The following is a 21,642-nucleotide window of genomic DNA, read 5'->3' as shown; positions in this document are numbered from 1 at the left end:
TTACTCTTAAAGGTGGCGGGTAAAGATAAGGAGAATGACAACTTTGTGAGTTTGGTATCGAATATTTGGGAAAAGATGTCAAAGTAGAGAATTAGTCGCTCCAAATAGCCTCAGTATTTAAGAGATTATTTGGAGCGCAGACGTGAATATTAGATTAAGAAGCTTGGTTTTCTGGTAGATCTTGCTGACGTAACTTGTCGTTTTTAAGCGTTCGATGAAGGAGTTGGCTGTATATCGGTTGTCCACCCAGTAACTGAGCAATAATTACCGCTCCTAAAGAGGTAATGATGAGAGGAAGGATCAAGTAATAGTTGTTAGTCATTTCTATGACAAGAAGAATACCAGTGATTGGCGCACGCACAGTCGCGGCAAATAAAGCGCCCATTCCTGCGATGGCAAACATGCCCGGTTCGATATCAAGTGCCGGCAGTAACACATCCGCACTTGCACCAAACGCGTAGCCAAACAGAGTTCCCAAACCAAGCATCGGAGCGAAGATACCGCCAGGAGCACCAGAGCCGAAACAAAGTAAAGTGGTGACTACGCGGCCGACAAACAGCAACACCAACAGACTAATTGAGTAGTTACCGTTCGTAACGTCCGGGATAAGTGTTATGCCCCCACCGGTCAATTCTGGTACGTACAAAAGCAGCAAGCCAAATACACCACCTAAAATTGATCCTGTGATGAGGTAACGCTTACGATCATTTTTGTGGATGGCAACAAAGCTATCTTGGGCAAGAGTAATTAGCTTATTAAATGTTACGCCAAATACACCAAACAGAGCGCCTAATAACAGGAACAACCATAGTGATTGAAGTGCTGGTGGCTGATATTGAGGCATGGTGATTACTGCATCTTGGCCGTTAATCGTACGAAACACGATGTTTGCCATGATGGCAGAGATAATTACTGCGCGAATGGAGATTAACGAGTAGCGGAACTGAGGGCGCATCTCTTCAACGACAAACATGATTCCGGCTAACGGTGCGTTAAATGCCGCCGCTAAACCACCTGCAGCACCGGAGGCGAGCAGTGAGTGTCGTGCATCGTCATCCTTTACTCGGAAGATGTCAGTGACCATTCGACCGACCGCGCCACCCATCTGCACAGTTGGACCTTCGCGGCCTAAAACCATACCTGAACCAAGCGCACCCATGCCACCGAAAAACTTCACAGGAAGCACTCGCCACCAACGCACTGGGCGGATGTTATCCATTGCACCTTCAATTTCAGGAATACCGGAGCCGGCAGCTTCTGGTGCAAAACGGTGAACAAGAAAGTAACCGACGAAAGCTAATAGGGCACTGATTAACACTGCGGCCAGCCATAAAGGCAATAAGCTGCCAATTTCGCTTTTTAACCACTCAGTTCGAGTTTCTGAAACGAAGTGAACTGCAAGCTCAAAGTACGTTCCAACAAGCCCTGCGAGTATACCCACGATCGCGGCCATCAACAGAACAGATACTGGTGTCGACCCTCGAGAGATAAACTGGTTAATCGCATCTTTCGGTACTCGCGCTAACACAGACTTCACAATTCTCTCTCTTTTGGTCATTAAAGATTTCTCCAGTTTCTATTGGTTTGTTGGGACGGCCGAAATTATACGATGGGACGAGGCTAGACCTAATCGGTAAAGTTGCAATTTAGCTTTCCACTATTGGTGTGTTAAAGATTGTGTGATGAAAGTATACGCGAGCATTGTGCTATTGATCTCATATTTCTCGTTGTATTTTTACGGAGAAAACTTGTTATTTGAGAAAAATGAACCATGCTTTAAGTGTAAAGCAACATGACTGCTTGAGAAGGAGGGATGTGACGATTAACTCACAATTTGGATGGATTCAAACCCTACGGTAAGTCCTCGTTTTATGTTTGGGATGCATCTAAAGACTTCCCGATTCGCAGACTCACGATTGAGTAACGAGGTAGAGGCGCACGCAAATGTGCGCCTTCTTAATGGGCGCAATTCTAACTTCTTTCGCACATAATGACTTTTTCCACTTGATAATTTTCCGTCTCACTTTAATGTCATTGCCACTGTTACCGATCTCGTCCTGACTTCAAAAAATATGATGCGTTTATATTCCCGACTTTTGCTTCCTGTTTGTGTTGCTCTATTTTCTGGTTCTTCATTGGCACTGGATAATTGGTGGCACACTGTTTTATCTGAGCGGCCCTTCAATCAGGTAAAGGAAGTCATACAAAAGGGAGGGAGTTGGTATCCGTGCGATACAGGTTTAGGCGACTCTACAGAACCTGCCGATGAACTGTGTTTAGATGATTTTCACTATTATTCTCAGCATTTGTATGGTGAAGTTGTGTTACGGGATGGAATAGCTAATTTCTTGTTCTTAAACGAGTATCAATGGCAGAACTGGAACGATTTGATCCTCAGCCTGAGAAAAGATGGTTTTGTAATGCAGAGTGTGAATTTCGATGAGGAAGAGTATGACGTGTTGAGTGCACTCGAGCAGAAATCCGCTGAAGAAGTCGATAAAGAAGTGATTGTTTTGATGAATCGTTATCCGCCTGATGCCAGCCGGACAATGCAGTGGGTGAGAGCCAGTGAGTTCAATGTGACTACTCCTAGCCTAAAGGTCATTCTCACTAGCGATGGGGAAATGATAGGGATGCGCGTCACTCGCTTTTAGCCTCGTGCTGCGTTTTAGTTTCATGATGCTTTTTCGTTTCATGGTGCAACGAGAGAAACGTGGCCATTGCTGACTCATCTAAAAATCCATCTGCCTTTTTGTGTGAACGTAAGTACTGGTAACCCGCAATAAGTTTGCGATGCAAATCTTCGTTAACCTCAGACAGAGCTTCATTCATCACATATTGGAATGCGAGTTTATACGCTTCCATGTCGACCACTTCTGCGCGGCGATAGAGATAGCCACAGCCTGTCGCCAACCATTCAAGAGAGCAGTTTGCTCGCATCGCGATTTGATTCGCCTTAGTTAAGCTAGGTTCACTACCTTTTAAATATTTTCGTATCAACGCTTCTGATACATCAACACGTCGCGCAAAGCCACTGATGCTTTCTTCGCCAATTAAAGTGGATAATCGTTGGGCAAAAGACATATTTCGTACTCCAGTTCGAATTGCGAAAGTTTACCCGTTGAGACGATGCGAAAACAAGACTAGGATGAAAGCAGATTAATTAAAGGAGAGAACCCATGGTTGCAAAAGTAGTCACTGCACCGAGTGGCCCAGAATTTTCTGAACTGGTCCAAGGTTATTGGCGTGCGGCAGATTGGGGAATGACGGCGCAAGAGCGTTTAACATTCCTTAAGCAACATATTGAGCTAGGTATTACGACTGTAGATCACGCAGACATTTATGGTAATTACGAATGTGAATCGCTGTTTGGTGAGGCGTTAAAGCTTGATACGAGCGTGCGTGAGCAAATTCAGATCGTAACCAAGTGTGATATCAACTTATGTGGAGATAAAGCCCCAGATCGTAAAATCAACCATTACGATACGAGTTCAGCGCACATTTACCAATCAGTAAATAACTCACTTGAACGTCTAAATGTGAATGAACTCGATGTCTTGCTTATTCACCGTCCAGACGTGTTAATGGACGCGGACGAAGTGGCAGAAGCGTTCACTGAACTGCATAAAGTCGGTAAGGTCAAGCATTTCGGGGTTTCAAACTTTACACCAAGTCAGTTTGAGCTGTTGCAATCCCGTCTGGGCAAACCACTCGTCACGAACCAAGTGGAAATTAACCCGCTTAACTTTGAAGTTGCACACGATGGCACACTCGATCAAATGCAAATGCTGCGCACTCGTCCAATGGCTTGGTCTTGTTTAGGTGGTGGCTCAATCTTCAGTGGTGAAAGTGAGCAAGCCGTGCGTGTACGTAACGAACTGGACGCGATTCGCGCAGAAATCGGTGCAACCAGTATTGATCAAGTGATTTATGCTTGGGTACGTCGTCTTCCATCTAAGCCAATCCCAATTATTGGCTCTGGTAAGATTGAGCGCGTTCAAACTGCGGTTGATGCACTTAACATCGAGTTGACTCGTGAGCAATGGTATCGAGTTTGGGTTGCTTCTAAAGGGCATGGTGTGCCATAGAAATCCCTTGCGACATCAATAATTGTATTAGGCACCCACTTTGGGTGCTTTTTTGTATACTTATTTTGTGTGGCTCTCTACAAAGAATATGGTTATGGACTTTAATCTTGCTCTAAAACTTTACACAGCAGAACAAGTCAAAAATGGTGAAGTCATTGCGGCTCAGATGGCTGGTGTCTCCATGTATAGTTTGATGCAACGCGCTGGTATGGCCGTTTATGAACGCTTTCTTCATCTTTACCCTAGAGTGAAGAACGTATTGGTTGTGTGCGGTAAGGGAAATAATGGTGGAGACGGCTATATATTTGCCTCTTTGGCCAAGCAAGCTCAGCTCAATGTTAAAGTGTTTCAGCTTGGAGATGCTTCTGCGCTCACAGGTGATGCGCTCTGTGCTTACGAAGATTGGCAATCTGTTGATGGTAAAAATAGCAGTTGGGATGACTGGAACACAGCGTTGCTCGACGCAGCGGTTATTATTGATGCGATGTTCGGGACAGGGTTGAGCGGAGAAGTCAGGAAGGAATACCGCCGTTATATAGAGCAAATTAACCAAATTCGTTGTCCCGTGATATCGGTTGATATTCCATCAGGCTTATGTGCGAATACTGGCTCTGTGCTGGGTGAGGCGGTTTATGCAAACCACACCGTTACTTTTATCGGCGTCAAGCAAGGGTTATGTACTGCCCGAGCGCGAGATCATGTTGGTGAGTTGCACTTCTGTGGTCTGGGGGTAAATGTAGAATTTGATTCCATAGAGGAACAGAGTGCATTAGGTATCGATCACAAAGTGATCTCACGGCTTTTACCCCCTCAAAAGCCTGCGGCACACAAAGGTGATAATGGTAAATTGCTTTGCGTCGGAGGCAATCTGGGTATGTCTGGCGCTATTCGCTTCTGCGCTTCGGCTGCGGTACGCAGTGGCGCAGGACTGACTGCGGGGATCACTCATCCAGATAGCTTTATTCCATTACAAATAGCCTGTCCGGAAGTAATGAGTCAGAGCATTACTACTGATGAATTACGCGATACAGAAAATGCTCTAACTAAGCGCATTCGATGGGCTGATGCGTTAGTTTTTGGTCCTGGATTTGGCGATGATGAATGGGCTTATCAAGCTTATCAGTACTTGTCCCAGCAACATAAACCAAAGGTAGTTGACGCTGACGGGCTGAATATATTGGCAATGCTGAGTCAGCGTTGTGACGGAACGCTTGTGTGTGATAATCAACGTGTGATCACGCCACATCCGGGTGAGGCTGCACGACTGTTAAATGTTACAACACAAGAAGTTGAACGCGACCGATATTCCGCAGCAAGACAGTTACAAGAACGATTTGGCGGTGTAGTGGTGTTAAAGGGGGCGGGAACGCTCATCTATGATGGTGTACGAATGTACGTTTGTCTCGCTGGTAACCCAGGAATGGCCAGTGGAGGAATGGGAGACGTGCTTTCTGGTGTTATTGGCGCTTTGCTGGCGAAAGGTATACCAATCGCTATTGCTGCCAGATTAGGCGTTATGATCCATAGCCACGCGGCGGATATTAACGCTGTTAAATATGGCGAACGGGGATTGCTAGCGAGTGACGTGGTAAACGCACTTCGCTGTGCGATGAATCCATAAAATTTGAACCAATTTGGCAAAAAAATTTCGCAGTTAGTCTGAGAGTTTTAGTTCCAATCGCATGGATTTTGGACATATTTGAGATGTGAAACATTTAAGATCTTCAAATATAACGCAAAGGGTTGCGCAATCGTTCAAGTATAGTGCTTTGTTAACTTGTTGAATTTATTAATTAAAAAGAAAGCTTGAAGGTTTGATGGGTGATTTTGGTATGCGATTGTCAAGATGGTAACACAAAAAAATATGAAATATCAGACTTGTAGGAAATAAATCCCGACCTATAATGCTGAAAACCGGAGCGTCTGCCAACGCTCCGGTTTTTTTGTGTCCGAAGAACAGTGAACCCGTCTGCCAACGGTGCCACTACGCACTCTGCGATGACACATATACATATGAATCAAGGAATTACACAATGCGTATCGAACAAGAACTTAAGTTAGGTTTTAAAGATGTACTGTTTCGCCCGAAACGTTCTACTCTAAAGAGCCGTTCTCAAGTAAATTTAACCCGCGATTTTACATTCAAGCATAGTGGCCGTCAATGGTCTGGAGTGCCAGTAATTGCAGCGAATATGGATTCGGTTGGTAGCTTTGAAATGGCTAAAGCGCTTGCAGAGCATGGTGTAATGACCGCTGTTCATAAGCACTATACAGTTCAAGATTGGGCAGAGTTTGCTAAATCAGCGGATAAAGCAACGCTTAACAACGTTATGGTGTCTACTGGTACGTCTGCTGCAGATTTCCAAAAAACGAAAGACATAATGGCGCTTTCTGACGAGTTCATCTTTATCTGTGTTGATATTGCGAACGGTTACTCAGAACATTTAGTTGAGTATGTAGAACGCGTACGTGCAGAATTCCCTGACAAAGTTATCTCTGCTGGTAACGTCGTTACTGGTGACATGTGTGAAGAGCTGATTCTTGCTGGTGCAGACATCGTTAAAGTAGGCATTGGTCCTGGTTCTGTATGTACGACACGTGTTAAAACTGGTGTTGGTTACCCTCAGCTTTCTGCAATCATCGAATGCGGTGATGCAGCCCACGGTCTTGGCGGTGTGATCATCGGTGACGGCGGCTGTTCATGTGCAGGTGATGTTTCTAAAGCCTTCGGTGGCGGTGCAGACTTCGTGATGCTGGGCGGTATGTTGGCTGGCCACGAAGAGTCAGGCGGTGAAATCATCGAAAAAGATGGTAAAACCTTCATGAAGTTCTACGGCATGTCTTCTCAGTCGGCTATGGACAAGCACTCAGGTGGTGTGGCTAAGTACCGTGCAGCTGAAGGAAAAACCGTACTATTGCCATACCGCGGCAGTGTTCACGGCACTATCCAGGACATCCTTGGTGGCGTGCGTTCAACCTGTACATACGTAGGCGCAGCAAAGCTTAAAGAGCTAACGAAGCGCACGACATTTATCCGCGTACAAGAGCAAGAGAACAACGTGTTCGGTAAAGAATAAATCGACTGAATATCGGAAAATTCGAATAATTAAGAGCCGCTAATAGCGGCTCTTTTTGGTTTTTGGTTACTGGACGCTATCTACCCATTTGTTTGATTTGAACCATTTATCATGAATACGCTGATAGGTTCCATCGCCTTTTATTTGGCGCAGAAAATTGTTTAGGAAGTTAAGGAAATCCGGGTCTCCCTGGCGTATAGCCCAACCAAGAGGTTCAAAGGTGAAACTATTGTCGAGATGAACCACTTTATCCTGATGTTGTGCTTCGTACATGGCGTTATAAGGAAAATCATAAACAAAAGCATCAGCCTGACCATTTGCAATTTGTAGTACGGCATCGGCTGATGTGTCGTAAAGATCGATTTTCGCTCCTGACAAATACTTTTTAGCAGCTTCCGCACCAGTTGTCCCCATTTGTGTTGAGATTACATATTGAGCATTGTTCAGGTCACGGTACGATTGAATTTTGTCAGCAAGCTTAGGAGAAAGAAGAATGGTCTGTCCAACTTCTATGTATGGATCTGCGAAATTTACACTTAAATTACGCTCAGGCGTAATTGTCATGCCGCCGATAAAATCGCATTTACCTGTCTTTAAAGCAGGAACAATTCCGTCCCATGCTGTATTGACTGGAACAAATTTCACGTTGATTGCACGTGCCATTTGTTTGGCCAGATCAATATCAAATCCAACATAGTTTCCACTTTTATCAGTCATTTCGAACGGAATATAACCTGATTCAAAACAGAACTTGAGTTCTCCTGAACTTAATATCCCATTCAGTGCCGATTCAGCGGCTGTTGCATTCGCTGAGGAAAAGAGAGTGAAAATAGCAATTGAGGAGGTTAATACCTCACGAACTTGTTGTTTTAACGGCTTTGAATTCATTTTATACATCCACGTATTTTTTATTTTTGTGTTGCTCTGTCTGGTCTGACAATGTCAGACATAAAGCGTATGGATGATGAAGATTTTGGAAGAATAATCAATATATTATTCTTTATAAGATATGCTCAATTTATCCTTGGCCTGAAATGCCATGTCCGCAGTAGGTGAATCAGACTATTGGCCAAATATACTCAAACAACGCCCTGAATTCTGCATCTTGAACTCGATTGTGTGTGTTTCTATAAAATTCAATGAATTATAGTCAAGGTGTTAAACGGTTAACTCAAGTGCCTCGCTCCTGAAATCAATCTCTGAGGTTTACATCATTCATGGGGTTAGTCCTTACCCTCGTATGCACCAGAGAATCATTTCAGGGGCGAAGCGTTAGCATTTAAATTTTGTTACTCAACGTTAGAGAAGAGTTGCTTTATTTCAGTCGGCGTTGTACCGCAACATCCACCGATGATTCGAGCGCCAAGATTTTTCCATTGCTGAGCGTAATTGAGATAACTTGTCGACCCGTTTTTATCATGCTCACACCAAGTTTTGCTGTTTGGGTCGTAACTATTACCTAGGTTTCCATAGACAACGATTGGCTTATTAGTTTCCGTGTTGATTTTTTCAATCAGTCCGCCAATAAACTGGGGGGCGGTACAGTTGACACCGACTGCGGCAACGCAATCAAATTGTTCCAAAGCACGGATACACTCAGAGATATCTTGACCATTACATATCTGCGATTCGTTTTTAGCACTGAAAGTAATCCAACATTTTGCATCTAGCTCTTGGACGATCTCTGCAATGACCATTGCTTCATCTAGGCGTGGAATGGTCTCTGCGGCGATGAGATCAACGCCTTGGTTCCAAAGAATCTCTATTCGTTCCTGATGAAATTTGCGCAACTCTTCCTTAGATAGGTTGTAATCTCCACGGTACTCAGAACCGTCAGCGAGATACGCACCGTAAGGACCAATCGATGCAGCGGCAATCGGGTAGCGTCTATTTTCTGCTTTTCCTTCTGATTCCCACCATTCGTCCCTTGCTTCTAATAGCAGAGTGGCGGATGTCTTAATCAGATCCTCGGCTTCGGCTTTAGTCAGTCCTTTCTTGGTGTAGCCTTCAATTGTGGCTTGATAGCTTACCGTGACACCAAAATCGGCTCCGGCTTGGAAGTAATCGCGGTGCAATTGCTTTATTAATTCCGGACTGTCTTTGAGGATTTTTGCTGTCCAAAGATCGTCGTTAAGGTCACAACCCATAGACTCAAGGTGCGTACCCGCAGCACCATCAGTAATAAGTAACTGAGACTTTGTAAGAATTGTAGTGAGATCTTGTCTCATTGTATTTCCTTATGTGAATGACTCACAGAGCGTTTTAATTATTGCTTTATAGCCATTGAAAGGCACCATCAAAACTAGACGGTGGCTTAAGCGATTTTTAGATACCCTGAAGTTACTCATAAGTTACATAGAAAACAAGCTGTCATTCTTCTCTTCTAATACCTTTATTCCGTGAAGGAACATAAAGCTTAATGGTGTCTCAACCCCAAGCTCTTTACCTAATTCAACCATTCTACCTGCAAACATATCGATTTCTGTTTTCTTCGAATTTTCAATGTCTTGCAATGTTGATGGCTTGTTGAAAAATGGGACTGATTTTATTGTCGGCTCATAGGCATCTATATCATCATATGAAAGATTTATTCCCTTTTTACTTGCGATAGAGCCCACTTCTTCCATAGCCTTTCGGCGTATAGCGTTAGCATTATCACTAACGTGGAATGCCCCATAAGGAACACCTAGTAGTGCACAAGTTAAGGCTGCTATAACAGCAATTTGATTGGGTTCTGACTTGTTTTTGTGTGACAGGGGAAGCGGATTTTATGGTTCAGATTATCGCGGCAGACTTGGATGACTATTATGAGAAAGTTTCTGAGTTAAGGCGTTTACCGTATGTATGGTCAATACAATCAAGTGTAGCTATTAAAGAAGTAAAGAACACTTCAGTTGTGCTTCTTAGCCGGAGACTTCCTTGGCTTTTAATCAATGTAGAATCGGTGGGCAGTGTTTACTTCGCTGTTAGTGGGGGACCGTAAACGACGCTTTGAATCTGAGCCATCGTGTCCCTTCATCGTTAGCATATTCATGCCAATATCGCCGAACCTGACGATATTGGCATTGCTTCAACAACGAAATGTAATCAGTATCCGTGACGACTGTTTATAGGCGGTAAACAGTCGAAAATCCGTACCTGACTCCTGCTTCTGTTTAGTCAAACAAACTCTTGAAAAATCCACCGATCTGCTTTGGTGCTTCTGCTAATCCACGGCCTATTTCCTTCAGGCCATCTTCCAAAGGCTGCAAACAGTTTGGACTCACTTCTCCGGTTTCATTCCAGACAGGTAAGCTGACTTCTCCAAAACAGCTTTCTCTCAAACCGCCGCTGGTGTCAGGGCTATAGTTCGCTAATCCAATCTGCTTTGGTTTTGTTTGATCTAACGATTGGTAGCCCGCTTTTTTAAGGTAATCACCGTAGATGCGTAATGGTCCGCTGGCTCCTGTCAAAGCCACGGGATTGTTATCGTCACGGCCTACCCAAACCGTTACTACATCGCGGTTATCAAGACCTACATACCAGCTGTCACGGCCTTGGTTAGAAGTACCAGTTTTCCCCGCAAGATGAGCATGAGCAGGGACTATCTGATTTAAATAACGAGCGGTGCCTTGTTCAACAACCTGCTCCATCGCGTATTCAATAAGCCACGCAGCTTCAGGTTCCAGTACTTTCTTAGTCTGTGCTTTGTGGCGATATAGGACTTGTCCGTGCTCGTCGAGTACGGCACTGAGCGCAAATAAGTTTTGTTTATCGCCTTTATTCCCCAGAGCCTGATACATTTGGGTCACATCCATAGGCGATAGGGTTAGGGCACCCAGTAACATTGATGGCATTTGAGGGATTTGATCTTGCTTGACGCCTAGTGACACTAGCGTTTTTGTTACGTTCCCTAAACCCAAAGCCATACCTAGATTGACGGTTGGAACATTGTAAGAGTGGGCGAGAGATTGATAGAGCGTCACCTGACCACGATACTGACGATCGTAATTGCGTGGCGACCAATCTTCATTATTTTTAGTGTGAATTGTTAACGGTTTATCGACTAAGTTCGTTGCCAGCGAATAGCTTTTAGGTTGTGCTAACGCCGTTACGTAAACCGCTGGCTTTATTAAAGAACCTATCTGGCGCTCAGCATTGATTGCACGATTAAAACCGTGGAAATTTGGCTGACGACTTCCAATCATGGCACGAACTGCGCCGCTTTGCTTATCTGCAACAATCATCGCCGTTTCTAAAGACTGACCTGCTTTCTTTTCGAGTTGTGGCATGACGTTATAGACGGCTGCTTCGGCTTGACTCTGTACTTTCGGCTCGAAGGTTGTGAAGAGGCGTAACCCACGGCCACTGTTGTAGTCTATACCGTTCTCTTTTAAAGAGAGTTTCACATAATCAAAGTAAGGAGGCTGAGTCGTATTACCGTTACCTTGAGCACGCACTGATAATGGCTTTTGAATGGCTCTCTCATAATCACTTAGTTCAAGATCCCCTGTATCTACCATCATTTTCAGGACTAAGTCACGACGAGCTTTAGCGCGTTCGGCATAACGCCAAGGGTTGTAGTAGGAAGGCCCTTTCACTAACCCCACGAGCAAAGCTTGTTGATCCAGGCGCAGTTCAGATAATGGGCGGCCAAAGTAATGACGTGCCGCTAAAGCAAAACCATGTATTGCGTCTTGACCATTTTGTCCTAAGTACACTTGATTCAGATAAGCATCAAGCAGTTGTTCTTTGCTGTAGCGATAATCCATGATCACCGCTAAGTAAGCTTCTTTAAGCTTACGGACGAGGCTGCGCTCACGAGTTAAAAACAAGTTTTTCGCTAATTGCTGGGTTAGGGTACTTCCGCCTTGCACATTACGTCCTGCCGTCACGTTTGCTGCAAAGGCACGGGCAATAGCAATAGGAGAGACGCCGTCATGTTGGTAGAAGTCACGATCCTCTGTGGCTAGCAATGCAGCAACCAACGTATCAGGCATTTCATCTTTAGGTACATAGATGCGCTTTTCAGTATTGTCACCATCAAGCATCCCTAAAATTTGAGGCTCTATCGGCAATACACCAAGAGCAATCCCGGTGGATTCATCAGTTATCTTAACTACGCGCTTACCGCTAAAACGAATGCTCGCCTGTAGCGCTGGCTGCTCTCCCTCAGGAAATACAAATGGTCTACGAATCAAGCGAATTGTCTGGCCAGATACACTGTACTCACCACTGGATGTTGGCTGTTCGACTCTACGGTAGTTTAATTGCTCCAACTCACTGAGCACGGTCTTCTGATCAACCTGACTGTCTGGGCTTAATACCAGATGGCGTGCATACACGACGTTAGGCAACTGCCACATCTGGCCTTCAAATTTGGCTGCGACAAGGTTGTTGAACTGCACACCGAAGTAAATAATCGCTAAAAGGAGCAGTAAACCTCCGGCGAAGAGTACTTGAGTCAGTCGACGGAACCAGGGTGTTTTCGATAGTGGTGATGAAGTGTTTTCAGGCATCTTTGTTCGTGTTGCGCGTTAAGGATAGCGTTGAAGCGTAGCCTGTTGTTTGTTCGCTTATGTCATTAAAACGTTAACTGTCTCAGGTAAGGAACATAAAGGGTTAGGGGGAGGGCTTGTTGGGTGGTTAGCTAGGCGCTATTGGTTGCGGAAAATGAAAAGCCCGTCGAAGACGTTAATGGTAGTCGCTTAATGGTTCTCTACATTGAAAAAGATCTATTTGCGCTCATCGCCGTCATTCCAGCGAGCCATAGCGAGACTAGGAATCGAATATAAGCGTGCTGAGAAGATATAGAAATAATCGTTGGTAACAAACTGCTCGGATAGAAGATCCTGAATCACGCTCCTTCGTCGCTGTTCTAGATGACGAAAAAACTTAATTGTGCTGCTCGCTGTTCAACGAGCAGCAATAACCAGAAAGTGGGGTAGGTTATGCAGGTAGAGCAGGACTATCAGCAAACTCTTCAGTATCTATCTCGACTTGTTGAGCGGCGTTATAGCGAGTACCAGATACATTGTTGCTGTTGATGAGCTGCCCCATTTTTTCTGACAGGTCGATTGGTAAGCGCACTGTAGTTGCAGACATGTTTTCAGCCAGATGTTCTAGATTAGTCGTCCCCGGGATAACGTGAATATGATCTTGTTGATCCAGTACCCAGCGTAGAACGATACTTGCCAGACTGGCATTGCTCAAATCCGCGTCTAACTCTTGTTTGACACTGGAAGCAAGTTCACTGACCAGATTCTGATTATGTGAAAAATGTTCAATATCGAATCTAGGCATGTTGCGACGGATATCGTTAGGAGTGAAACTCGTCGGCGAATAAATGGTGTCTGTCAGCATTCCTCTTCCAAGAGGACTAAATGCGACAAAAGCGGTACCCAGTGCTTTACAGGTTTCAAGCACTTTGATCTCCGGGTTGCGAGTCCAAAGTGAGTATTCTGACTGTACGGCTGCAATAGGGTGCACTTTTGCCGCTTGAGTTAGGGTCGCAGCTGAAACTTCAGACAAGCCGATTTCACGGATTTTACCTTCTGCAACCAGTCGACTTAGCTCGCCAACACTCTCTTCAATAGGAACGGTTTTATCCCAGCGATGAAGGTAATAGAGGTCAATAACGTCCGTGTTGAGGCGTTGCAAACTGTTTTCAATGTTTTTACGCAGCGCTTCAGGACGACCATTGATCTCTTTTTTACCTTGCTCGTTAATGAACATGCCACACTTGCTGGCTAACACATATTCATCTCTTCTATGTCCAACGGCTTTAGCGACAAGTTTTTCATTGGCACCGCCACCATATAACGTTGCGGTATCAAGGTGGTTGTAACCAAGATCCAAGGCATGATTAAGTAAATGAATACTCTGTTTCTCATCTGGTGGCGTACCATAAGCATGAGAGAGGTTCATACATCCCAGACCGACAGGATTACATTGAAACTGGCCAATTTTCCGTTGTTGCATAGTTTGGTTCCTTTGCTGAGTTTTCCTTAAAAGAGCTGTTCTTCGATACGGTGCAGAGTTTCCATTGCCGACAAACACTGAGCAACACTTGAGTTTGGCTCTTTGCCGGTTTTAATCGCTTCAAAGAACTCACGATCAATCAGTTCAATGCCGTTGTTTGATACAGTAACGCCCGACAAATCAATTTGGTTGTCGTAGCCGTCATACAAATCATCGTAACGAGCAATAAATGTACCCTCATCACAGATGTAACGGAAGAATGTACCAAATGGTCCTTCATTGTTGAATGACAGAGAAAGCGTACAAATCGCGCCTGATGGCACCTTCATACCAATGCTCATGTCCATCGCGATGCCGAGCTCCGGATGAATTGGCCCCTGTAAACCTTGTACGTGCGAAGCCGTTTCGCCAGTTTGGTATTGGAACAGATCGACTGTGTGGCATGCATGGTGCCATAGCAGGTGATCGGTCCAGCTTCTTGGCTCGCCTTTCGCGTTGGTGTTGGTACGGCGGAAGAAGTAGGTTTGCACATCCATTTGTTGAATGTTCAGTTCGCCAGCCTTAATTTTATTGTGAATCCATTGATGGCTTGGGTTGAAACGGCGTGTGTGGCCTGCCATTGCAACCAAACCGGTCGCTTTTTGAGTCTCAACTACCTTGTAGCTGTCTTCGATATTATCGGCCATTGGGATCTCGACCAAAACGTGCTTACCCGCTTCCATACATTGAATAGCCTGAGAAGCATGAACCTGAGTTGGTGTTGCCAGGATTACGGCATCAACATCGTCGCGGATAAGAGCATCTTCAAGTGTTGTCACACCCACTGCTTGTGAATTGTACTCGCTGATGAGAGCGTCTAGCTTATCCTGCTCCGGAGACACCATAACAGTGACCGTTACGTCGTCGATATTTTTAATTGCTTCTAAGTGCTTAAGGCCAAAGGCACCCGTTGCACCAACTACACATACTTTCATAAATAATCCTTTATTACACTTTGTTAGAGGTAAGGGTATCGTTTGATAGGATGGGTGACGCTGAGTGCTCCATCGTATTCAAAATTTGATTAGATAACTGTTCTAAAGTCTGATTGTCGACAGTTACATTTACGTCCGACATCAGTTGATGCCAGCGTATTGCTCCACCAGACATGCTGTTATTGATATTGAGTGAAGCAAGCGTATCGACCACAGATTTAAGCTCTTCGCTTCGTCTCTTACCATGGGTGAGCATTCTTTCCATATGGTAAATAGATAGTTGTGACAGATTAAGTTGCGGATAACTCTTTTCCAATGAATCAATCACGTGCTTGGCCACACCTGCTTTATGAGCAGCAAGAATACATTCAGTCGTTAGTGCTTCTAACCCTTTCACCATGGCGGAGCGTAACATTTTTATCTGTGAGGCATCGCCGACCTTCTCTGAAATCACCGTTACGTCAAACCCCAGGTATTGTAATTGTGGTGCAATCTGCATGGCTTTTTTACCAGAGATATACAGCGGGATTTGCATTGAACTCGTTTTCATCGGGCTCATTATTGCCGCATCAATGTAGGCTGCGCCTTGAGATTCCACCAATGCCGCGTTGTGAATTTTGATCGTAGGAGCACAAGAATTACAATCGATAATGGTTTGTTTTTCTGTCAGAGCATTTTGCAAAGGCTCTAAAGCCTGCTTTGCCTGATCAGGTGTAACGAGAGAAAAAATAAGCTGCGCACCATACACGGCTTGCTCTGGGTTAAACGCGCCATTCACCTGATATTGTATGTAGTCCATCAGTTTTGCTTCGCGTGTAGCCTCATTGCGAGTTTTGATATCAAAAGCACTGATCACATCCGGTGCATTATCACCAGCAATACTGACAAGTGCTTGAGCGGCTTCGCCGAAGCCAATAAATGCGGCACGAGTTGTTTTCACCTTTATACCTGACTAGGTTGCTTCACCGAATACGACTCTAACATTTGGGCAAAAACACGAATAATCAAAAGATGATCAGAGGTATTCAATTTTGAGAAAGCACCCCCTAAATTAACCTGACATTTTCAAGCCATTCTTACGCAGGAGCGATACGAAATGTGTTTGTACCGCAGTCGCATACCAGTTCTTGCGCATAGTAAGTCCTATCGGTCGAGATTGCTGGCTGCAGTCAAAAGGCAATATCGTAAAATGGCCTTCATCCAGTTCGCGTTGAATTTGATGCTGCGAAAGGACAGACAGGCGATCACTTCCCAGAATTAACTCTTTCACAAGCATTTGCGAGCTCGCTTCTACCAAACGAGTAGGAGGTTGCAAGCCGCCATTAATAAAGATGTCTTCAAACATTTTACGTCCAGGCGTATTGGCGCTAGACACTACCCAACTCGCAGCATGTAAATCCTGCAGAGATAGGGTGTCCTTTTTTGACAGCGGATGATCATGGCGTGCAAATACTTTGTTTTCTGATTCAAACAAGGTTTCTTGGCGAATATCGGTGCTTGGAATAGGGAATCTTAATGCGCCTATCAGAACATCGATTTCACCGTACTTAAGGTGGTTGAGCAAATCGGAGTAGGGGCCATCGATAACCTGAATCCGGCAATCTGGGTAGCTTTGACTGAACTCATTAATCGTAATAGGTAATAAACAGGTACGGGCTAACGGCAGGCAACCCACCGTGATAACACTATTATGTCGGTCGCTCAGGGCATCGATCTCCTCGATGCCTTGTTTAATTTCAACAAATGCGAGCTTACAAGCTTTGACCAGCGCAGTACCTGCTTTACTAACGACAATACCATTACTTATTTTTTCGAATAAGGTGACATCTAAGATCTCTTCAAGATCCTTAGATGCGCGATAAACAGACGATTGGGAGACTTCTAACAACCGACTGGCTTCGGTGAATCCCTGCCCATCTGACACGGCGACTAACGCTTTAAGATGCGTCGAAGTCATATTGTATAAGAATCGATGAACATTACTTTTTCGCTGGCCCTTGGCGATTTTAAGTGTCTCAGCGATACCATGCTCTAAGTGCTCTAAAGCCCTATCAATACGAAAAGCAAAAGCTTTGCCTTGCGGAGTTGGAGTCATGCCTTCGCTTGTTCGTTCAAAAAGCTCGCTGTGAATGCTCTTTTCAAACTTTGAAATTGCCTGCGTAATGGCTGGCTGTGAGAGAAATACGGTCTCTGATGCCTTACTGATGCTTCCTGTTTTTACAACTTCAGAAATGGCGCGCAAGTGCCGAATATTAGGGATGTTAAACATAAGACCGCCTGTAATTGAGAAAGGTAAGCTGCGGTATCGGATATGAAACCGTGAAAAATGTTAATGCTTTATGGAGCAACAACTCTTGAAGACAAGTCCACACCGACTTTTCACTTATTTAGACATGTTTACGCGCAATGCTAAACGTTTAGGTTGCTTTTTTGTTTACGAATTGTGACATCAATCTCCTATTTGAAATTGTATACAATGGAGAGTGTTTATTTTTTATTTAATGTTTTAACTCTATAAATTTTAGTTTAATTATATGATTTATATGATTTAAATTTTTTATTGCTCTCGATTGATAAGTGTCTCTTTATCTAAAAATTGAATGACGCTTTCACTATATGAATTATAGGTCCGCTAGATGTGAATGCTAGATTGTGAACGCCATGAAACAGGAGGTTTACAGAATGAGAACTATAAAAACATTATCACTTTCTCTCGCACTTGCTTATGCGGGAACTGCCGTAGCATCTGAAATAGAAATCACGATTGGACACGTTGATTCTCAGGATTGGACAACATCCAAAAAAGGTGCTGCTACACAAGTTTTCAAAAATCTGGTTGAAGCGGAATCTGGCGGACGTATTAGTGTTAATGTCTACCCATCCAGCCAGTTAGGCGGAGAGACCGAGGCGTTACAGTCAACTCAGGAAGGAATGTTGACCATGACGATGGTTTCCGGTGCTTACAGTAAGCTGTGTAAAGAAGCGAGTGTACTTGAAATCCCATACTTGTTCCCTTCAGCTCCGGTTGCATGGGAAGTGCTTGATGGTGAGTTTGGTGCAAAATTAAGCGAACACTGCCTAAAACAAACAGGGCTACGCAACCTTGCGTACGGAGAGACTGGTTTCCGCCATTTCACCAACTCTAAGAAAGTCATCACAAAGCCGGAAGATCTTGAAGGTCTTAAGATCCGTGTTATGACCACCCCCCTTTATATTGAAATGTTGAAATCGGTAGATGCAGAGCCAACGCCAATTGCTTGGCCTGAAGTTCCGGCGGCACTGACTACGGGCGTAGTAGACGGTCAGGAAAACCCAGTTAGTGTTATTGCGAACAACAAATTCTACGAGCTGCAAAAATACATCACGCTAGACGGACACGTGTACGGCACTGACTTTCTGCTGATCAATGACGATTTCTACACTGGCTTAAAAGCACAGGATAGAGAACTTATTGACCGAGCGGCAAAAGTAGCGAGTACGGTAAGCCGCGCTATCCAACAAGTGAACTCAGCTGCTGGCCTTGAATTACTGGCGAAAAAGGGCATGACAGTCACGTCGCTTACAGCGGAACAGAAGCAGAAGTTCAGAGATAAAACTCAGCCTGCTGTTATCAAATGGCTAGAAACCTCTATTGATTCAAAATGGATCGATGAAGCGCTTAAAGCAGTAGACGCTGCTAATTAATTTTAGGTAAGCCGTAAAGCCTACAAAGGGCTTTACGGAATTTTTGGGAGAAAAGGCTATGATAGAGCGATACAAAAAGCTGCTGGCTATCCTTGCTGGCACTTCATTGCTAACAGTCTTTGTGGTGATGTTATTAACCACCATCAGTCGTTATTTTTTCAATACATCCATTCTTTGGGGAGAAGAGCTGTGCAAATACGCCATGATTTACGGCGTTATGTTTGCCACAGCAATCTGTTACCTCGATGATCTACACATTAAATTTTCAGTTCTTAGCTCAGTTAAGTCGGCTAAGTTCCAAAAAGGATTAGAAGTCATTACCGACATAGCAGTATTTGGGAGCGCATTGATATTGATTTGGTCGGGTTATTTGTTTGTTGCCAAACGCGGTGCAATTGAATCACCGGGTATCGGGATCAGTATGTATTACTTCCAATCGGCATTAGTGGTTGGTGGAGTTTGCTTACTTATCGCTGCATCACTCCGATTAGCGGCCCATGTAACGCTGGCTCTAACCGGGCGTGCGACCTGTCTGAAACGTAGAGATGTATAGGGAATTATTATGCCATCTATAGCTTTGATGGGCACCTTACTGATATTCGGTGTTCCACTTGTATTTACTGTCATCCTGGCGATGTCGTTTTATGTAACCAGTACTCCAATTTCAGTTAGCTTAGTTGCTCAACGAATTTTTAGTGGATTGGACTCCTATTCAATTTTGGCAGTACCTCTGTTTGTTCTGGCGGGTGAGCTGATGAACAAAAGTGGTATCACCACACGTATTATCGATTTTGCTAATGCTTTGGTGGGGCATTTCCGAGGCGGACTTGCTCAGGTAAACATATGGTCATCAGTGATGTTTGCGGGTATTTCCGGCTCTGCGGTTGCAGACACGTCTGCCCTTGGCCGTGTATTTATTCCTCAGATGGAAAAAGAGGGGTATAGCAAAGAGTTTTCTTCAGCATTGACTGCTGCATCTTCCGTTATTGGTCCAATGATTCCACCAAGTATCCCGGTGATTATCTATGCGTTAATTGCAAGTGGTGTATCGGTTCCTGCTCTATTCTTAGCAGGGATTGTTCCGGGTATTTTGTCTGCGATTGCACTATCGATATTCGTTTATTTCTACGCGACGCGCCATAAGATTCGCAGTAAGGTCGTTCGTCAAAGTCGACGCAAAGCGTTAGTGAAAGCGTTTGTACCGCTGACTATGCCAATTTTCATTCTTGGTTCTATTCTACTGGGCATAGTCACTCCGACAGAAGCAGCAGCCTTCGCCGCATTCTACGCGCTTACTGTTGGTATGTTTTTCTACAAGACATTAAAAATAAGTGACCTGCCGAAAGTGTTCATTCGCTCAATGCGAGACTCATCTATCGTGTTGATTTTGATTGCCGTGATTTCAGTTGCTAACTGGTTACTTACTTTCTCTCGCGTGCCTCAATACATCAGTGCGCAAATCATCAGCACGATCAGTGACCCAATCATGTTCCTTATTATGGTCAACCTGATACTGCTGGTGGTTGGGCTATTTCTTGAGGGGATTGCGGCGATGCTTATTTTGATTCCAATCTTCCATCCAATTGCAATGAGTTTCGGAATCGACCCTGTTCACTTCGGTATTGTGGTTATCTTTAACCTAATGATTGGCTTGATTACGCCACCACTTGGTATTTGTTTGTTCGTTGCCAATACCATATCCAAAGTTGGGCTTGCCGCTATATCGAAACAAATAGCACCGTTGTTCCTGCTTGAAGTTGTTGTCCTGTTCTTTATTACCTTTGTGCCTCAAAGCGTGCTGTTTTTACCAAAACTGTTTGGTTACTAATAAGTACTTATTATGGCTGTGATGGATGTACTCCTGCCGCTCGCGATGATAGTGGCGGCAGGCTTTTATACAACGAAGATTCGCTTTTTCTCTCAAGGTTTTCATGCGGATATAGGTAAGTTTGTTCTTTATTTTTCGTTGCCTGCCGTAATTTTAATTAATTTATCGCAACTAGATATCCAGCACGCGATTGAGCTGAACTTTGTCTCGGTTTATGCAATGTCCGGTATCATCTCGATGGGCTTTGCGCTGGTAGTCAGTAAAAAAATATTAAGATCTGATTGGAAGGATGCATGTATTAATGCTTTAGGAAGTGGAATGCCTAATAGTGCATTCGTAGCGTTTCCAATCGTTTTGTCTCTATTTGGAGGCCGATTTATTGAAGCATTTCTAATGTGTGTATTGGTAGAAAATCTTTTATTTATGCCGCTTTGTTTATTGCTTCTTGAAATCAGTCATAGTGTAAAAACAAATACTTTAGAAAAAACTAAATCCATTGCTAAGCGCATTGGTCGAAACCCGATAATAATAGCGATAGTTATTGCATTACTTATAAATATATTAGGCTTAACCTTGCCTGATTTTATTATACAAAGTGCCGATTGGTTTTCTAATACAGCAGTCGCATTGGCTCTGTTTGCTATTGGTGGTGCGTTGGGTCAATCGTTTAAGATTGAAGAAAAAAGACGAACTGCTTTGGTTTCGATTACTAAATTAATTGTTTTTCCGATGATTAGTATTGGTTTGCTGACAATTTTTCCCATCAGTGGTGAGCTTAAACAGGTATTAATTATATTTGCTGCAGCACCAATGTTAACTATCTATCCAATATTGGGTTCTATTTATTATCAACAAAAGTTTTGTGTAAACACCCTTGTAACAACAACGCTGGCTTCCGGAATTACTTTGTCCATAGTTGTTGCAATGTTTAATTCATAGTGAGGTGAGTGTTTGGAATGGTTCTATTGATCTATTAGTTAATGCCATTCTCATAGCCAGCAAAGCCGAATATGACTTCCCTCTACAAGATA

General features: G+C 44.0%; 19 protein-coding genes. 9 read left to right on the top strand and 10 right to left on the bottom strand.

The features are described 5' to 3' along the window. Nucleotides 1-154 precede the first annotated feature (154 nt). Entirely contained in the window at nt 155-1,558 is a 1,404-nt protein-coding gene (clcA, locus tag WJM94_RS05700) for a H(+)/Cl(-) exchange transporter ClcA (RefSeq protein WP_444493266.1), read from the bottom strand. A 514-nt stretch (nt 1,559-2,072) separates the two neighbouring features. Here clcA and WJM94_RS05695 point away from each other — a divergent pair. Continuing rightward, a complete protein-coding gene (locus WJM94_RS05695; protein ID WP_444493265.1) occupies nt 2,073-2,654 on the top strand; it encodes a hypothetical protein in 582 nt (193 codons plus the stop codon). Here WJM94_RS05695 and WJM94_RS05690 read toward each other — a convergent pair. Further along, a complete protein-coding gene (locus WJM94_RS05690; RefSeq protein ID WP_444493264.1) occupies nt 2,641-3,084 on the bottom strand; it encodes a helix-turn-helix domain-containing protein in 444 nt (147 codons plus the stop codon). The genes WJM94_RS05695 and WJM94_RS05690 overlap by 14 nt on opposite strands. A gap of 95 nt (nt 3,085-3,179) precedes the next feature. Between WJM94_RS05690 and WJM94_RS05685 the strand changes: the two genes are divergently transcribed. From WJM94_RS05685 to WJM94_RS05675, 3 genes are all read left to right on the top strand, one after another. After that, nucleotides 3,180-4,088: an aldo/keto reductase gene (locus WJM94_RS05685; RefSeq protein WP_444493263.1), complete on the top strand. Its 909-nt coding sequence runs from the start codon at nt 3,180-3,182 to the stop codon at nt 4,086-4,088. A 94-nt stretch (nt 4,089-4,182) separates the two neighbouring features. Continuing rightward, entirely contained in the window at nt 4,183-5,709 is a 1,527-nt protein-coding gene (locus WJM94_RS05680; protein ID WP_444493262.1) for an NAD(P)H-hydrate dehydratase, read from the top strand. Nucleotides 5,710-6,121: 412 nt separating this feature from the next. Continuing rightward, entirely contained in the window at nt 6,122-7,165 is a 1,044-nt protein-coding gene (locus tag WJM94_RS05675; protein WP_444493261.1) for a GMP reductase, read from the top strand. Between the two features lie 66 nt (nt 7,166-7,231). Here WJM94_RS05675 and WJM94_RS05670 read toward each other — a convergent pair whose 3' ends face one another. The 3 genes from WJM94_RS05670 to WJM94_RS05660 form a co-directional block, all read right to left on the bottom strand. Further along, on the bottom strand, nt 7,232-8,053 hold the full coding sequence (locus WJM94_RS05670; protein ID WP_444493260.1) for a transporter substrate-binding domain-containing protein: 822 nt from the start codon (nt 8,051-8,053) through the stop codon (nt 7,232-7,234). 401 nt (nt 8,054-8,454) lie between these two features. Beyond that, nucleotides 8,455-9,393 (bottom strand): homocysteine S-methyltransferase, encoded by a 939-nt coding sequence (gene mmuM, locus WJM94_RS05665; protein ID WP_444493259.1) that lies wholly within the window; start codon nt 9,391-9,393, stop codon nt 8,455-8,457. A 123-nt stretch (nt 9,394-9,516) separates the two neighbouring features. Next, nucleotides 9,517-9,879 carry a ketopantoate reductase family protein gene (locus WJM94_RS05660; protein WP_444493528.1) on the bottom strand — a complete coding sequence of 121 codons (363 nt, stop codon included), beginning with the start codon at nt 9,877-9,879 and terminating at the stop codon, nt 9,517-9,519. Between the two features lie 20 nt (nt 9,880-9,899). Here WJM94_RS05660 and WJM94_RS05655 point away from each other — a divergent pair, with 20 nt between their 5' ends. Beyond that, on the top strand, nt 9,900-10,148 hold the full coding sequence (locus WJM94_RS05655; RefSeq protein ID WP_444493527.1) for an Lrp/AsnC ligand binding domain-containing protein: 249 nt from the start codon (nt 9,900-9,902) through the stop codon (nt 10,146-10,148). Nucleotides 10,149-10,320: 172 nt separating this feature from the next. Here the strand turns inward: WJM94_RS05655 and mrcB are convergent, their stop codons facing one another. From mrcB to WJM94_RS05630, 5 genes are all read right to left on the bottom strand, one after another. Further along, a complete protein-coding gene (gene mrcB / locus WJM94_RS05650; RefSeq protein WP_444493258.1) occupies nt 10,321-12,663 on the bottom strand; it encodes a penicillin-binding protein 1B in 2,343 nt (780 codons plus the stop codon). A gap of 430 nt (nt 12,664-13,093) precedes the next feature. Further along, complete coding sequence (locus WJM94_RS05645; RefSeq protein ID WP_444493257.1) at nt 13,094-14,125, bottom strand: aldo/keto reductase; 1,032 nt, start codon at nt 14,123-14,125, stop codon at nt 13,094-13,096. Between the two features lie 26 nt (nt 14,126-14,151). Further along, entirely contained in the window at nt 14,152-15,099 is a 948-nt protein-coding gene (locus WJM94_RS05640) for a Gfo/Idh/MocA family oxidoreductase (protein WP_444493256.1), read from the bottom strand. A gap of 13 nt (nt 15,100-15,112) precedes the next feature. After that, nucleotides 15,113-16,039 (bottom strand): DUF1932 domain-containing protein, encoded by a 927-nt coding sequence (locus WJM94_RS05635; protein ID WP_444493255.1) that lies wholly within the window; start codon nt 16,037-16,039, stop codon nt 15,113-15,115. A 111-nt stretch (nt 16,040-16,150) separates the two neighbouring features. After that, nucleotides 16,151-17,368 carry a LysR family transcriptional regulator gene (locus WJM94_RS05630; protein ID WP_444493254.1) on the bottom strand — a complete coding sequence of 406 codons (1,218 nt, stop codon included), beginning with the start codon at nt 17,366-17,368 and terminating at the stop codon, nt 16,151-16,153. A gap of 413 nt (nt 17,369-17,781) precedes the next feature. Here WJM94_RS05630 and WJM94_RS05625 point away from each other — a divergent pair, with 413 nt between their 5' ends. The 4 genes from WJM94_RS05625 to WJM94_RS05610 are packed head-to-tail and all read left to right on the top strand — an operon-like array spanning nt 17,782 to nt 21,550. Continuing rightward, a complete protein-coding gene (locus WJM94_RS05625) occupies nt 17,782-18,783 on the top strand; it encodes a DctP family TRAP transporter solute-binding subunit (RefSeq protein ID WP_444493253.1) in 1,002 nt (333 codons plus the stop codon). A gap of 58 nt (nt 18,784-18,841) precedes the next feature. Continuing rightward, nucleotides 18,842-19,336: a TRAP transporter small permease gene (locus WJM94_RS05620; RefSeq protein ID WP_444493252.1), complete on the top strand. Its 495-nt coding sequence runs from the start codon at nt 18,842-18,844 to the stop codon at nt 19,334-19,336. Between the two features lie 9 nt (nt 19,337-19,345). Next, entirely contained in the window at nt 19,346-20,611 is a 1,266-nt protein-coding gene (locus WJM94_RS05615; protein WP_444493251.1) for a TRAP transporter large permease, read from the top strand. A gap of 12 nt (nt 20,612-20,623) precedes the next feature. Next, nucleotides 20,624-21,550 carry an AEC family transporter gene (locus tag WJM94_RS05610; RefSeq protein ID WP_444493250.1) on the top strand — a complete coding sequence of 309 codons (927 nt, stop codon included), beginning with the start codon at nt 20,624-20,626 and terminating at the stop codon, nt 21,548-21,550. The last annotated feature ends 92 nt before the right edge of the window (nt 21,551-21,642 follow it).

Origin of the sequence: Vibrio sp. YIC-376, from assembly GCF_052353105.1 — a bacterium.
GTDB lineage: Bacteria > Pseudomonadota > Gammaproteobacteria > Enterobacterales > Vibrionaceae > Vibrio.
This window is presented reverse-complemented; position numbering and strand designations above follow the sequence as displayed.

Bases quoted from the DNA above. Each gene is read 5' to 3' on its own strand.
- WJM94_RS05645 (WP_444493257.1), bottom strand. From the start codon at position 14,125: ATGCAACAACGGAAAATTGGCCAGTTTCAATGTAATCCTGTCGGTCTG.
- WJM94_RS05670 (WP_444493260.1), bottom strand. From the start codon at position 8,053: ATGAATTCAAAGCCGTTAAAACAACAAGTTCGTGAGGTATTAACCTCC.
- WJM94_RS05680 (WP_444493262.1), top strand. From the start codon at position 4,183: ATGGACTTTAATCTTGCTCTAAAACTTTACACAGCAGAACAAGTCAAA.
- WJM94_RS05625 (WP_444493253.1), top strand. From the start codon at position 17,782: ATGAGAACTATAAAAACATTATCACTTTCTCTCGCACTTGCTTATGCG.
- mrcB (WP_444493258.1), bottom strand. From the start codon at position 12,663: ATGCCTGAAAACACTTCATCACCACTATCGAAAACACCCTGGTTCCGT.
- WJM94_RS05620 (WP_444493252.1), top strand. From the start codon at position 18,842: ATGATAGAGCGATACAAAAAGCTGCTGGCTATCCTTGCTGGCACTTCA.
- mmuM (WP_444493259.1), bottom strand. From the start codon at position 9,393: ATGAGACAAGATCTCACTACAATTCTTACAAAGTCTCAGTTACTTATT.
- WJM94_RS05690 (WP_444493264.1), bottom strand. From the start codon at position 3,084: ATGTCTTTTGCCCAACGATTATCCACTTTAATTGGCGAAGAAAGCATC.
- WJM94_RS05630 (WP_444493254.1), bottom strand. From the start codon at position 17,368: ATGTTTAACATCCCTAATATTCGGCACTTGCGCGCCATTTCTGAAGTT.
- WJM94_RS05610 (WP_444493250.1), top strand. From the start codon at position 20,624: ATGGCTGTGATGGATGTACTCCTGCCGCTCGCGATGATAGTGGCGGCA.
- WJM94_RS05675 (WP_444493261.1), top strand. From the start codon at position 6,122: ATGCGTATCGAACAAGAACTTAAGTTAGGTTTTAAAGATGTACTGTTT.
- WJM94_RS05685 (WP_444493263.1), top strand. From the start codon at position 3,180: ATGGTTGCAAAAGTAGTCACTGCACCGAGTGGCCCAGAATTTTCTGAA.
- WJM94_RS05695 (WP_444493265.1), top strand. From the start codon at position 2,073: ATGATGCGTTTATATTCCCGACTTTTGCTTCCTGTTTGTGTTGCTCTA.
- WJM94_RS05640 (WP_444493256.1), bottom strand. From the start codon at position 15,099: ATGAAAGTATGTGTAGTTGGTGCAACGGGTGCCTTTGGCCTTAAGCAC.
- WJM94_RS05615 (WP_444493251.1), top strand. From the start codon at position 19,346: ATGCCATCTATAGCTTTGATGGGCACCTTACTGATATTCGGTGTTCCA.
- clcA (WP_444493266.1), bottom strand. From the start codon at position 1,558: ATGACCAAAAGAGAGAGAATTGTGAAGTCTGTGTTAGCGCGAGTACCG.